This is a genomic window from Streptomyces sp. NBC_01508 (genome assembly GCF_045040315.1).
Lineage (GTDB): Bacteria > Actinomycetota > Actinomycetes > Streptomycetales > Streptomycetaceae > Streptomyces.
Genome location: NZ_CP109419.1, coordinates 193,825 through 206,743 on the forward strand (window position 1 = coordinate 193,825; position 12,919 = coordinate 206,743).

The window sequence follows — 12,919 nt, forward strand, 5'->3', positions numbered from 1 at the left end:
GGCTGTGATTGAGGTATGAGGCAACGGCCTCCCGCATGCGATGCGGGAGGCCGTTGTCCGTGGGCCGGGTGTGCGCGCGACGCCGGAAGGGGCAGCGCGCGACACGGCGGCTCAGGTGTCGTACCGGTACAGACTGCGGTGGCTGAGCATCTCCGACGGCTTCGTCCCCCACGGCGGCATCGGCTCGTCCACGCTGATGGCCCGGCCACGCTGCGGGTCGTCGTCGTCCAGCCGCTGCGGCTGATAGGTCGCCTTCGGGTGCTTCTGCTGCCAGCGGTCCCAGAGAAGGTCGACAAAGGCATGGTGGAGCCAGAAGACCGGGTCGTGGGGCGCGGTCGACCCCAGCATCTGGCCGCCCACCCACCGGTGGACACGGTTGTGATTGCGCCACCGGGTCCTGTCGCTGCCCGCCGTCCAGCCTTCGAGGCGATTGCGGAAACCGCGCCCGGCCGTCGAGTCCCAGGGCGCGGCGTCGTAGACCGACTCGTCCATCGCCCACGCCAGTTCGTCCTTGGTGGGCAGTGCGATCGGGGAGGTGGGGCGGCCGAAGGCGCGTACCAGATACTTGCGCTCCAACACCCCGTCGTTGATGGTCCAGTTGCCCGCCGCGTAGGCGAACGCCCCGGTCGTCACCTGTCCGTCGGACGAACGGCCGTCGCCACCGAGGAAGTCCTCGGACCACAGCGACGCGGCCGGCGTGGTGTCGGTCGTCCAGTCCCAGTAGGGCACCGTCACCTTGGGGTCGATGCGCTGAAGCGCCCGCTCGAACTCCAGCAGGTACTTACGGTGCCACGGCAGGAACGACGGTGCCATGTGCGCAGGCCGCGGGCCGTCGTCGCCGTCGGCCCGGTAGTACTGGACATGCTGGCGGACGAACCCGTCGTAGCCGCCCTGGCGCTTGAGCTCCAGAACCGTGGCGACGAAGCGCTTCTTCTCCGCGCCGGTGAGGTTCCGCTGATTCTTTCTGATGTGCACCGTGGAGGGTCCTCCCTGCGGTCAGTGAATTGCCGGGCCGGCGGGCGAGAGTTGCGCACCGCCGAGATCGTCGACCGCCGCGCGGGCGGTCGCGAGGGCCGTCGGGAACGACTCGTAGTGGTTGACCACGCTGAGGTGGCTGCCGTCGGCGCGCCGCATGATGTGCAGGGACCGGCCGTCGATACGCACGCCGGAGGCCGTCCCCTGGATGTGCCGGCCGCCGTACATCTCGTCGAAGAGTTCCGCGGCCGGCGGACCCGGCGCCTCGGCGGCCGGGGGGCCTGCCCTGCGGGGGTCCGCCCGAAGGACGGGCAGCAGGGCCGCCGCCGTACCGCCGATCACCCCGAGGGTGAATGCCGCGCGCAGAAACAGACGCCGGGAGCGGCTGGACGGGGGCGGGGTCGGTGACGTGCAGGGTGACGCGGGCAGTGATACGGGCGATGACGCGGGCGCCTGCGGTGCGGGCGGTTCATGGGGCTGGTGCGACTGGGGTGGCGCGAGGGCCACAGACTCCGCGGGCGGCGCCTCCACGGGCCGCGCTTCCAGCTGGGTGCCGCCTGACATGGCGAACCTCCACTCGTCGGCCGTACCCCGCCGCACGGAGGGGGCGGGGTACGGACACAGATCCGGTTCGGGGCAGATATGCCTCTGCCCCGAACCAGTCAACGAGGAGGTCGCAGAACAGTTCTCTGAACTACGTCCGATTGTCGTAGTGACGTTCCGGACTCAGCAGCTCCTCAGCGGCTGCTCAGCAGCTGAGGTTGTTGCCGGGGGTGGTGCCGAGGATCTGGACGAAGTTCTGGTACTTGGCGATCCGGCTCTGAACCTGTGCGGGGTTGCCTCCGTTGCACTCAAGGGCCCCGTTGATGCTGCGGATGGTCTCACCGAAGCCGGCCTGGTTGACCATGGCGTTGTGCGGGGTCATGGTGCCGGGGCCGTTCTGGGTGTTCCAGTACCACAGGCCGGTCTTCCAGGCGACGGACGCGTCGTTCTGGACGAGCCAGGGGTTGTTCAACAGGTCGATGCCGAGGGCGTCGCCCGCGGCCTTGTAGTTGAAGTTCCAGCTGAGCTGGATGGGACCGCGGCCGTAGTAGGCGGCCTGACCGGCCGGGCAGCCGTAGGACTGTGACGGGTCGCAGTAGTGCGGGTAGTTGGCCGTGTTCTGCTCCACGATGTGGACCAGGCCGCCGGTCTCGTGGCTGACGTTGGCGAGGAAGGCCGCGGCCTCCTGGCGTTTGACGGTGTCACTGCCGGTGTTCGCGAAGCCCGGGTAGGCACTCAGCGCGGCGGTGAGACCGCTGTAGGTGTAGAAGGAATTGCGGCTCGGGAACATCTGGTTGAACTGCGCCTCGGTGACCAGGAAGCCACTCGGGTCGGTCGGGCCACCGCCGCCGCAGGCGCCGTTGTCGGTCCAGACGTCGGCCGAACCGGGTCTCTCGTTCTGGGTCCACCACTTCGCCGTCCAGTTACGGCCGTTGTACGACGCGGTGTTGCCGCCCCAGTAGACGGTGGACGCGTTCCAGCCGGTCGTACAGGCGACGGCCGAGGTGGCCGCGGCCGAGGTCGAGGCGGGCAGGAATACCGCGAGGGCCATGGCCGAGACCAGCGCGGTGAACAGTGCCAGGATTCGCTGTCGCAAGCGACTCACTCCTTCGCGCGGCCGCCACTCAACGACGGCCGCCATGGGGGTGAGGGAACCAAACCGGAATCCTCACTACCTGTCAAGGTCTAGACCAACTGGCGAATTTCGGCCGGTCCGCCCGCCGACGGGCCGATATCCACCCCGGTCGGTGCGGGTGAGCAGGACATGCCTGGCGCGCGCTTCACGGCCGAGCGGCCTCGCGTCACACAACCGCCCCCGGCGGTGGGCGGTGCGGACCCGGCCACGCCACGGATGTGACGCGATCTCGCCCCTGGTCGGCGAAGGCATGGCGGCGGTCGCCCGATTCTCCGAAGGGTGGCGCCGGAGTGCCGCACCCACGAGACTGGCCACTGCCGGTCGCTGCCGTACGGCGACCTGGGCGGACGCGGCGGAGGACCGATGACAGCGGGGCGGAGCGGAGCGAACCGGGACCGGCCGCGCGTCCGGGGCGAAGAACCGAACTGGACGCCATCCGGGCCCTGGTGGTCGTCGGATTGGTGTTCTTCCACGCGGCGTTGGTGTTCGACACCAGGGACGACTTCTACGTCAAGAATCCTGAGACGGTCGACGCGACGATGATCCTCGCCGGTCTCGGTGTGGTCTGGGCGATGCCCGTTCTCCTCCTCATCTCCGGCCTGGGCTCCTGGCACTCGGTGCGCAAGCGGGGCGCGGCCGGGTTCGCTGTCGAGCGGCTGCTGCGTCTCGGCGTACCCCTGGTGTTCGCGACGCTCACGATCATTCCCGTGCCGCGGTGGCTGCGCGCTGCGGCTGCGGGCCGCCGATCCCGGCTACCACGAGTCGTATCCGCGCTTCCTGCCCCGATTCCTCGATGTACGGCTGGAATGGGGCGAGTTTCCCTTCGTGGTGCGGGGCGAGCATTTCCGAGACGGGCCATCTGTGGTTCGTGGTGCTGCTGTTGACCTTCTCCCTTCTGCTGGCGCCGCTGGCCGGCCGACTGCCCGACGCCGGCAGGCGTCGGGGCCGTGGCGGGCTCGCGTCAGCGGTGCGACGTCGGGGTGCGGCGCTGCCGGCGGCCGTGCCGTTCGCGGCGATCTGCGCGCTGCCGGGGATGGATGAGGCGTTCGCCGGCTGGAGCCGTTGGGCGTATCTGCTCTTCTTCGTCTGCGGCTACGCGCTCGCCTCCGACGAACGGTTCAGAATCGCGACGCGGCGTGACACGGTGCCGGCCGCCGTGGCCGGGCTGGTGCTGTTCATCCTGGCCCGCTCGCTGTTCGGGCTCGCCGGGTGGTGCTGGCTGGTCGCGATCCTCGGCCTTCTCGACCGCCGCCGCGAACGCCGCCCCGCGTCCTCGGCGGCTCCGGGCCCCCCAGCACACGCCGGGTACGCCGGGGACGCCAGGTGCGCCGGGGACGTCGGTCGGCAGACGTCGGCGGATGTACGGCCACCTCGCCACCGCCGTGCTGCCGCTCTGCATCCTGCATCAGCCGATCGTCGTCGCGGTCGCCTACGGCGTGGTGGGTCTGAACGCGCCCATCCTGGTCAAGTACACCGTGATCGTGGTGACTTCACTCGTGCTCACTGTGGCGGCCTACGACATCCTGGTGCGCCGCACCCGCGTGACGCGGTTCCTGTTCGGCATGCGGGCGCAGCCGTAGCGCCTGCTGTCAGCGGGCCGTCGGGTCCGGCTCCTTGGAGGGACCGGGGATACCGCCGCCGCCCGGCTCGGGGTGCCAGCTGTAGCGGACGTCCGGCTCGTTCTCCTCGTTGCCCCGGCCGTCCGTCTTCTCCACCGGGACGAAGCCGTGACGCTCGTAGAAACGCCGCGCCGGCCCATTGACCTGGAACGTCCACAGGGACAGTCCGGCCGGCCTGCGCCGCTTCGCCAGGTCGAGCAGGCGGGCACCGATGCCGCAGCCCCGGTGATCGGGGTCGAGATAAAGCTGGTCGACGTCCGCGCCCTCGATCACCATCATGCCGACGACCGTCTCCTCGACGGTCGCCACCCAGGTCTCCTGGGTGGGCAGGACGATGTCACGGATCCAGGTGTGTACCTGCTCCTCGCTGTGGGGGCGGGTGACGCTCGGGAGGGCGGCCGCGAACGATCTCAGCCACAGTCCGGAGATGTCGGACGCGTCGGCGGGCGCCGCGCGACGGACGACAAGTGTGTTGGTCTGCACAGCGACCCATCCTGTCATCAATCAGAAATCGCATGACGACCGAGTCGGTGCGTCCGCCGCTCCTGGTGGAGAGATCCCCCCGGCGGAGTGTCGGCTTCGGCTTCCGTTGAATTCGGATTCCGACGGGCGCCCCCTCTTGAAGTGAACCCGACACTGTGTCATATATGTCTAGACCATTGCCCCTTGCTTCCGACGGAGGAGACGATCGTGCGACGGACCCCCACCCAGGTCGCGCTCGTTACCGCTACCGCTCTCATCCTCGTCGCCTGCGGCGGTGGTGACGGCAAGGACTCACAGGCTCCATCGGCACCGACCGGCCTCAGCGTTCAGGCCGGCAGCGCGCTGTCCGCACATGTCATGTGGGACGAGGCCAAGGACAATGTCGCGGTCAGCGGCTATGTGGTGTACCGGGGGAAGGCCAAAGTCAAGGACGTTCCCGCCGAACAGCGGATGATCGACGTCACGGGCCTGAAGCCGTCCACCGCCTACTCGTTCTCCGTGCGGGCCAAGGACGCGGCCGGGAACCTCTCGCCGCACAGCGCGAAGAAGCCGGTCACCACGCCCGCGGTGGTCGCCGAGGACAAGGAAGCTCCCGCGAAGCCCGCGAAGTTGCGCGGCAGGCACGACGGCTCGCGGGGAGCCGAACTCACCTGGAGCGCACCGGACATGGGCCAGGGCATCACCTCCTACGACATCCTCCAGGGCGGCTCGAAGATCCACAGCGTGAGCGGCGGCGAGACCACGGCCAAGGTCACGGGCCTGCGACCCGGCACCGCCTACTCGTTCACCCTCCAGGCCCGCGACGCCGCCGACAACACCTCACCGGCCAGCGACCCGGTGAAGCTCAGCACCCCGAAGGGGCCCGGCGACGACCCCGACACGGCACCGGTCAGCTTCAAGGCCGCACGGCACAAGAGCGCCAAGGACGGTGCGTACTACCTTGATCTGTCGTGGCTGCCCCCGAAGATCGACGGTGAGGTGCCCTCGTACGAGATCCATCTCAACGAGAAACTGACCACCACGCTGGTCTGGGGCAACAAGCCACCCGTGGGCAAGACCACCGAGAGCGTCTTCGCGGGCAAGAAGCCCGGCGTCACGTACAAGGTGAAGATCCGCGCGAAGCTCCCGGACGGGGAGTGGGGCAGCTTCTCCCCCGAACTCACCATGGTCACCGGCGAGGGCACATCCTGACCAGGTCGGGCCGGTCGGGCCGGTCGGGCGGGCGGGCCGGGCGCGACCTCATCGCCCGGCACTGCCGCCGGGCGGCACGGCGGCCTCCCGGCCACGGCTTCTCCTGATCCTCAGCCGGGTCAACAGCGGATGCCCGCGCCCGCCACCGTGCGGGACCGGTTCAGATGTCCGTACCGATTGAGGTGTCCCCGCCGACGCCGCCCGCACCGGTCCCGGTGTGCGCACCAGCTCGGGTGCCGACACCGCCGTCGGCACCATCGTGTGAGCCGTGCCGCTCGGGCGTGGGGCCTGTCGGTCCCGCCGGGCGTCGGCCAGCAGCGCGGCCAGGCTGGACCGGTGCCAGTTGATCTCGTCCGGATGGTCGGCGGTCAGCAACCGCCGGACGGCCTCGCGCCCCGCCTCCGATCCCGGACTGCCCGGCGCCAGGTCCGGCCGCAGCCGGTTCAGACACGCACGCTCGTACGGATCCGGTACCAGCTCGGCCAGTTGGACCGGGTCCAGTACGGAACCGACGATCGCCGCACGCTCCCACCGGTCGTCGCTCTCGTGCAGCAGAAGCCCGATACGGCGGCCACGCCAGTTACGCGGACGGCAGTCCTCCCCCGCCCCCACCTTCGACTCGGCTGCCCCGACCGCCTCGGCACCGGTCGCCACACCCATGTCGGGACCGGAACCGGAGCCGGAATCAGCGCGGCCGGTCGGTGTCCGTGGCTCCGAGCGCCCCCGCGGCCGCGGCAACCGGCCCGCCAGCAGGCCCGGTTCACCGCTCGCGAACGCCCGCAGCTCCTCGGCGAGATAGAGCCAGACGACCGCCCGATAGCGATTGAGATAGAAGCGCACCGGCACCAGATACCCCGCACGCGCGAGCCGGGTGAAGCGGCCGGGGCTGATGTCCATCAGCTCCGCCCCTTCGGCCGTCCCCACCGTCCGCACCCGCTCGCGCAGCGCGTCGGGGAAGCCCGCCGCTCCGCGCAGCCGCTCGACCTCCCCACGCGCGACCCTACGGCGGCCGCTCACGGACCCACCGACGGTGCGGACATGCCCCATCTGTGTGGCCAGCTCGAACTCACCTCGCTTCAGGCGTAGTTCCTGGGCCGCCCGGCCGGCCGCTAGCGTTCCCGAGACTTCCATGACGGACATCGACGGTCTCCCCCGTGAGTGAACTACTACTCTCGGTGACGACCGTATCTCCGTGTCAGAAATCCCGCTCGGCCTGTGGATAACTTCCCTGAGACCCTCAGGCGTCCGTGACCGTCGTGTGTCCCGAATGCCGCACCGCGGTACCGAGATGCTCGCCGACGCGGTTCACCATCAGTGTCATCTCGTAGGCGATCTGACCGGCGTCGGCATCCGCGTCACTCAGCACGCACAGACAACTGCCGTCCCCGGCGGCGGTGACGAACAGCAGCGCGTCATCGAACTCGATCATGGTCTGCCGCGCCTTGCCCGCGTTGAAGTGCCGACCGGATCCCCGCGCGAGGCTGTGCAGACCGGACGAGACCGCCGCCAGATGCTCGGCGTCCTCACGCGCCAGTCCGGAGCTCGCACCGGTCACCAGCCCGTCGTTGGACAGCACGAGCGCGTGACGTATGGGCTCGACCCGACCGGTCAGATCTTCCAGAAGCCAGTCAAGTCCGTCTTCCAGCGCCATTGGTGACCACTCTCCCCGTTCAGACAGGTACCGCGCCCTGTGCCCCGTATCTCCCCGTCGCTCGTCAGCCTCGCGCACCGGCTGCTCACGGGCAAGCGGTCCAAGGCCCCTGGGACGTCACACGGAACCGGCCGTTCCCGTCAGCCGGAACGATCTCCACCAGTCCCAGCCGTATGCCTTCGCAACGCGCTGACCCGCTGTCGGCGACAGACAGCTCCGTCTACGCGGCCTCTGGCGCCGAGCCACCACATCCGTCAATTCACCACCGCAACGCAACCCCCCGTTCGGGCCACCTGCCACGCGGGAGTGAAGCGAACACAGGATTACGGCCACTTTCCCGGACGTCCGCCCATCCGAGCCGTCAACTCGGACTCTCCCCTTGAGAATTCGCACCATGCTCCCCGTTACGGCCGCTTGATCAGCGGCATTCATCCAACGCCGGACCGTCGACGTCGCACCCCGGAGGAATCAAGCAGCCCGTCACCCCGCCCTTGGACGTTCACCGCGCGTTCGAGAGACCGTCGATCGCCCCCAGGTCCCCGATCAGGCTCCCGATGCGCCAAGTTGACGCCGGAGGTGGCGCCGCATGAGATTACTGAAGCGTCCCAAGCCCGCCGAGAACCTGGTGTCGGACAGCGAACGCGAGCTGTTCGGCGGACCGCTCCGCTACGACACGGGCTGAGCCGTCACCCCGTACCTGGCCTTCTGCGACAACGCCATGGTCATCCGGGCCCAGGCCAACTTGGCGTTCGAGCAGACACTGTGCCGCCACCCCCTGGCTCCGCATCACGGCTGACCTGTCCCCCACGATCGCGTGGCTATGCAGTGGCTGCTCGCGCGGATCGTCCTGGTGCGCCACCGCACCAGGACGACGGTTCCGCGGGGGACGAGCTGCCCCGGGCCCGCGTCGGCGCGGCACCGGCTGCTGCTGTGACCGCATGGGTCCGCCGGGCCGGTGGTCGCTTCACTCTCCCTGAGAACGATCCATGATGGACGACGCTGCCCCTACCGGCGTAGAGCGAGCGTCGATCGGGTTGCGGCAAGTGCGGAGGCCAGGGCGAGAGTGGCGAGGAGCAGGCTCATCTGCCCCCACGGAATGCTGAGCTGGAAGCCGGGGACCCGGGTGGCCAGAGCCACGGTCGGAACGATGGCGATGAAGAGCCCGAGGAGAGTGGCGGTTCCCAGAAGCAGGGCGTACTGCCAGAGGATGATGTGGCGGCCCCAGGATGGCGGGATGCCGAGCGCGATGAGGCTGTCGATGTAGGTCTTCAGTGCTCGGGTCTGGCCGCGGAGCGCGGTGAGGACGGTGGTGAGCGCAAGCAGGGCCAGGGCCGCGGCGGAGACGTAGAGCGCTGTGTCCGGGACCGGTGGTTCTGGCTCGACATGGATGTAGGCGGCGCGGGCGTCGATCGCGTGGTCCTGGAGAATCTGTCGCACGCGCACGTCCCGGCCGTCGTCGGCGTCGGCGACCATGATCGGGCCCCGCACGGCGATGGGGAGGTCAAGGCGGCGGGCGGTGTCGACGAGAAGGATCCCGTCCGTGCCGGCGCGCCAGCCCGTGCGTGCCAGTTCAAGTGGCTTGGAGGGCAGGGGAGGGGTTTTACTGAGGACGCGGTCGTCCTCAGCCACCACAAGTCGGGTCGGCTGGCCTTCGGGGGGCGGGGCGTTGTCGCGGTCCGCCCAGACCAGGAGGCCGCCGCGGTTGAGCAGCGCACGCTGGTCGGCGGTAAGGGGGCGGCCGGTCAGGACGGGGACGTCGTCGGGTGAGTCGACGGCTAGGATGCCGCCGCCGTTGCCTTGGCGAGTTGTGCTGGGGACGGGGCCGGTTTCGTCCACGGACTCCTTCGAGAGGCGGTGGAGTTCCACCTGGGGTATGCCTTGGAGGACTTTGCTCTCCTTGAGCACGGTGAGCATCCGCTCGGGTGGTGCGAAGGCGGTGCCGGCCCGGTGCGCCAGTAGTACCTGGCCGGGCAGGACCTCCGGTTGCACGGTGTTCTCGCTGCTGCGGATCAGGGTGTCGAGAAGGGCGAGCATGCCCAAGCTGGCGCCGATGATCACGGTAAGGACGGCGAGGGCGGCCTGTGCCCGCCGTCGGTCGGCCTGCAGTTGACGGCGGGCCAGCCTGCGGCGGGCGTCACGCTCCGTGAGGAGATGGGTCGCGAGTCCGAAGAGCTCCGGCAACGTCAGCACCACCGCGGCCGTGATCAGGGCGGTCAGGAACATGCCTTCGGACGGGGAGTCGAGGCGTGTCGCCGTATAGACCACGCAGACGCACCAGACGCCCAGCGCGGCCAGCCGGCGGACACCGCGGACACCGCGGACAACCGTCGCGGCACTCTTCTTGCGGAGATTCTTCGCCCGCGGCTGGTGTGCCGGTGACGTGGTGGTGGGGTGAGGCTGCTCACTGCGGGTCCGGCGGGCCAGGAGCAACCCCGCGCCGGTCAGCACTCCGGTTGCCGCGACCAGAGCCAGGAGCTGCGTAGCAGCGTCTGTCATTCCTTCGACATCTCCCACCGGCCGGTCTTGCAGGTACGCCAGGAGAGGTCGTAGGGCCCAGCCGGTGGCAACTCCGGCGGCGGCACCGACGGTAGCTGCCGCCAGGCACCATGCCACGCAGGCGAAGCTCACGGCCGCTACCGTGGTGGCGGGTCGCAGCCCCAAGGAGACCATGGTCTCCGTAGTGCGCCGCAGGCGTCGGTCGACGAGCCCGAACATCAGCAGCACGGCGCCCATGGGGACCAGAACGGCGGGGATGGCATATCCGGCGGGGGACTTCTCGATCCAGTAATCGGCTGCTTTGGTCTCCAGCTGTGCCCGCAGGGTCGGCGGGCCAGGCAGAAGTTCCGGTCCGCCCTTGGCCTCCTGTGAGCTGGAGCCATCGCTGTACGACGTGAGCGTCTTTGCCACCGCATCCATGACGGCTTGTTCTGGACCCCCGGTCCACAGCAGGTACGGCTGTGCGGCCAGGGAGGGGTAGCCCTCAGCGACTTTCGGGTCCAGACTGCTCCACGTGCCTGGCGCGGCGAGCAGAGTCGAGGTGTTCGCGTAGTGGTTGTCCGCGACGCCCACCACGCGCAGCCGAACGTCACCGAGCACGGTGAGCGTCTGGCCGGCCGCGGCTTTGACGTCCCCGGGGTCGGTCACAACGATCTCGCCCGGCTGTTGCGGCCAGCGCCCAGCCGTCAACTCGTACACATCTGGGTACGGGTTGGGCTTCCACTGTCCCTCCAGCAGGGCCACGTTCCGTGCCGGGGTGACGGCGAGCTGCACGTCGAGCGCGGTGAGGAAGGCGGCGGACTCGTTCGCACCGGCCTGCTGCGCCGCCCCGGCCATGGTCGGGGCCGGCGTCCTACTGCCGGGGGGAAGCGTCATCTCAGCGCTCGCGAGAGCGTCGAAACGGCCCAAGTCGCGATCGGCCTCCTGAGCACCTGAGAGCGACAACGTCGACATCGCGATGAACATGGCCATCGTGAACAGACCCGCCACGAACACCGTTGAAGAGGCACCAATCCATTGGCCCTGGCGCCGGCCCAGCCGCCATGCCAGCCGTGCCGCGAGCCGTGGTTGCGGCAGGACCGATGTGCCCTTGTCGGCCTGCTTCGGCTGTCGCGCCATCAGCGGTGTTCCAGGCGGCCGTCGACGACCTCATAGACCGAGTCGGCGAACTCCCGGCAGCGGGGATCATGGGAGCAGACCACTGCCAGCACCCCCTCGTCGCACAACTTCCGCAGCAGTGTGAACATCTCCCTCGTAGCGGCCGAATCCAGCGCTCCTGTCGGCTCGTCCGCCAGTAGCACGGCGCGGTCACCGGCCAGCGCGCGGGCAATACCCACCCGTTGCCGCTGGCCGCCGGACAGCTGACCTGGAAGTCGGTCCTCCAGCCCGGCCAGGCCCACGCGGGCCAATTGGGCGACAGCCTCTGCGCGGGCAGCAGAGGACGTGTCCCCGCGCGCCTCCAGCGGCAACGCGACGTTCTCGGCGGCGGTGAACTCCTCCACCAACTGGTGGTGCTGGAAGACCACTCCGACGGCATCCAACCGCAGCCGAGCGCGCTGGGCCTCATCCGCCGCACCGACGTCGACACCGGCGACCTGGATGTCACCGGTATCGGCGACATCCAGGCCGGCCAGCAGGTTCAGCAGGGTCGACTTCCCGGAGCCGCTCGCCCCATACACGCAGACGAACTCGCCCGCGCCGGCGGCGAAGTTCACCTCCCGCGCGGCCCACACCGTTTCCACTGCCGATCGGTAGGCTTTACACAAGTCGCGCGTTTGGATCAGCGGTGCTCCGGTCATGTCGTCAGACCTTCTGCTCTCTGAGCGGTTTTGAGGATGTCTCATGTGGCGAGTTTCGCGAGTCTCTTGTCGCAGGTCAGGGCTGCGGCGAGGCCGAGGAAGGCGAGGAAGTGGCTGCCTTTCGTTCGTACCGGACGGTGAGGCGGCGGTAGCCGAAGAGCCAGGCGGTCGACCGCTCGGTCTTCCAGCGGTGCGGGCCGAGGCTCTCGCCGGCCTCGATGCCGGACGGGCGATCCGCGCGACGAGGTTCCGGCTGCGGAGCCAGCGGAGGCTCCGCGGCGCGGAGCAGTACGCCTTGTCCGCGCGGACCTTCACCGGCTTCCTCCGTCGTGGTCCGCGCCGGGAGCAAACGGCGGGGATGCCGGGAATCAGCGGCTTGAACGCCTGGCTGTCGGGTACGTTCGCGCCGCCGGACACCGCGACGGCCGGCGGCATGCCGTGGGCCTCGGACAGCACGTGCGGTTTGCTGTCCTTCTTGCCGCTGTCGACCGGATTCGGCCCGGTCAGCGAGCCCCCTTTCGCGCGTGCCGACGCGGCATCGACGATCGCGGACGACCAGTCCAGCTCACCCCTGGCGCCGAGTTCGTCCAGCACCGCCCGGTGCGGTCGACACCACAGCCCGGTCTCGGTCCACACGGTGAACCGGCGGTGCGCGGTGGCCGGCGAGACACCGAACGAGTCCGGCGGATACCGCCACGCGCACCCGCTCGTCAGCACGTACACCATGGCCGTGAACACCACCCGCTCGTCCACCGGAGCAGTACCACCGCCGTGCGGACGGGACGTGAACTTCGGCGACAACGGAGCGGTCAGCTCCCACAGTTCGTCCGGCACAAGCCGACGCGACAGATCAGCACCCACAGTCCAGCATCATGCCGCATCAGCGAACTACCACGTGAGACACCCTCTTGGGCAGGGCTTGCGCGGTCGTACCGGTCGATTACCGGAAGGGACTGCCGCAAGGGTATTCGCCCGGCACATGTAAGTTCCAGAGGGGAGATGGTCTGCACGATACGGACTCCCGTGG

Annotated in this window: 11 protein-coding genes and 1 pseudogene; 3 read left to right on the plus strand and 9 right to left on the minus strand. The window is 69.3% G+C overall.

Going from position 1 to position 12,919, the window contains the following annotated elements; translation table 11 throughout:
* Positions 1-111: 111 nt before the first annotated feature.
* The 3 genes from OG700_RS00920 to OG700_RS00930 form a co-directional block, all read right to left on the minus strand.
* Positions 112-975, minus strand: coding sequence for a tyrosinase family protein (locus tag OG700_RS00920; RefSeq protein ID WP_405607350.1), 864 nt, complete (start codon positions 973-975; stop codon positions 112-114).
* Between the two features lie 21 nt (positions 976-996).
* Positions 997-1,539: a tyrosinase family oxidase copper chaperone gene (locus OG700_RS00925; protein WP_405607353.1), complete on the minus strand. Its 543-nt coding sequence runs from the start codon at positions 1,537-1,539 to the stop codon at positions 997-999.
* A gap of 184 nt (positions 1,540-1,723) precedes the next feature.
* Positions 1,724-2,569, minus strand: coding sequence for a glycoside hydrolase family 19 protein (locus OG700_RS00930; protein ID WP_405621358.1), 846 nt, complete (start codon positions 2,567-2,569; stop codon positions 1,724-1,726).
* Between the two features lie 566 nt (positions 2,570-3,135).
* On the opposite strand from OG700_RS00930, the gene OG700_RS00935 reads away from it, so the two are divergent.
* Together OG700_RS00935 and OG700_RS00940 are read left to right on the plus strand one after the other, a co-directional pair.
* Positions 3,136-3,537 carry a hypothetical protein gene (locus OG700_RS00935; RefSeq protein ID WP_405621360.1) on the plus strand — a complete coding sequence of 134 codons (402 nt, stop codon included), beginning with the start codon at positions 3,136-3,138 and terminating at the stop codon, positions 3,535-3,537.
* 474 nt (positions 3,538-4,011) lie between these two features.
* Positions 4,012-4,233: a hypothetical protein gene (locus tag OG700_RS00940; RefSeq protein ID WP_405607356.1), complete on the plus strand. Its 222-nt coding sequence runs from the start codon at positions 4,012-4,014 to the stop codon at positions 4,231-4,233.
* Between the two features lie 9 nt (positions 4,234-4,242).
* On the opposite strand, the gene OG700_RS00945 is transcribed toward OG700_RS00940, so the two are convergent.
* Complete coding sequence (locus OG700_RS00945; RefSeq protein ID WP_405607359.1) at positions 4,243-4,755, minus strand: GNAT family N-acetyltransferase; 513 nt, start codon at positions 4,753-4,755, stop codon at positions 4,243-4,245.
* Positions 4,756-4,962: 207 nt separating this feature from the next.
* Between OG700_RS00945 and OG700_RS00950 the strand changes: the two genes are divergently transcribed.
* Positions 4,963-5,946 (plus strand): fibronectin type III domain-containing protein, encoded by a 984-nt coding sequence (locus tag OG700_RS00950; protein ID WP_405607362.1) that lies wholly within the window; start codon positions 4,963-4,965, stop codon positions 5,944-5,946.
* A gap of 48 nt (positions 5,947-5,994) precedes the next feature.
* Here OG700_RS00950 and OG700_RS00955 read toward each other — a convergent pair whose 3' ends face one another.
* From OG700_RS00955 to OG700_RS00975, 5 genes and pseudogenes are all read right to left on the minus strand, one after another.
* Positions 5,995-7,086, minus strand: a complete 1,092-nt coding sequence (locus OG700_RS00955) for a DUF6397 family protein (protein ID WP_405607365.1) — start codon at positions 7,084-7,086, stop codon at positions 5,995-5,997.
* 97 nt (positions 7,087-7,183) lie between these two features.
* Complete coding sequence (locus OG700_RS00960) at positions 7,184-7,597, minus strand: roadblock/LC7 domain-containing protein (RefSeq protein ID WP_405607368.1); 414 nt, start codon at positions 7,595-7,597, stop codon at positions 7,184-7,186.
* Positions 7,598-8,602: 1,005 nt separating this feature from the next.
* A complete protein-coding gene (locus OG700_RS00965; RefSeq protein WP_405607371.1) occupies positions 8,603-11,212 on the minus strand; it encodes a hypothetical protein in 2,610 nt (869 codons plus the stop codon).
* The gene (locus OG700_RS00970) at positions 11,212-11,937 is read right to left on the minus strand and encodes an ABC transporter ATP-binding protein (RefSeq protein ID WP_405607374.1); all 726 of its coding nucleotides are present in this window, start codon (positions 11,935-11,937) and stop codon (positions 11,212-11,214) included. Before OG700_RS00970 ends, OG700_RS00965 begins: the two co-directional genes overlap by 1 nt.
* Positions 11,934-12,753: pseudogene (locus tag OG700_RS00975) on the minus strand (IS5 family transposase). The gene OG700_RS00970 and the pseudogene OG700_RS00975 overlap by 4 nt, the downstream one beginning before the upstream one ends.
* Positions 12,754-12,919 lie beyond the last annotated feature (166 nt).

Bases quoted from the DNA above. Each gene is read 5' to 3' on its own strand.
- OG700_RS00925 (WP_405607353.1), bottom strand. From the start codon at position 1,539: ATGTCAGGCGGCACCCAGCTGGAAGCGCGGCCCGTGGAGGCGCCGCCC.
- OG700_RS00930 (WP_405621358.1), bottom strand. From the start codon at position 2,569: ATGGCCCTCGCGGTATTCCTGCCCGCCTCGACCTCGGCCGCGGCCACC.
- OG700_RS00940 (WP_405607356.1), top strand. From the start codon at position 4,012: ATGTACGGCCACCTCGCCACCGCCGTGCTGCCGCTCTGCATCCTGCAT.
- OG700_RS00955 (WP_405607365.1), bottom strand. From the start codon at position 7,086: ATGTCCGTCATGGAAGTCTCGGGAACGCTAGCGGCCGGCCGGGCGGCC.
- OG700_RS00960 (WP_405607368.1), bottom strand. From the start codon at position 7,597: ATGGCGCTGGAAGACGGACTTGACTGGCTTCTGGAAGATCTGACCGGT.
- OG700_RS00965 (WP_405607371.1), bottom strand. From the start codon at position 11,212: ATGGCGCGACAGCCGAAGCAGGCCGACAAGGGCACATCGGTCCTGCCG.
- OG700_RS00970 (WP_405607374.1), bottom strand. From the start codon at position 11,937: ATGAGACATCCTCAAAACCGCTCAGAGAGCAGAAGGTCTGACGACATG.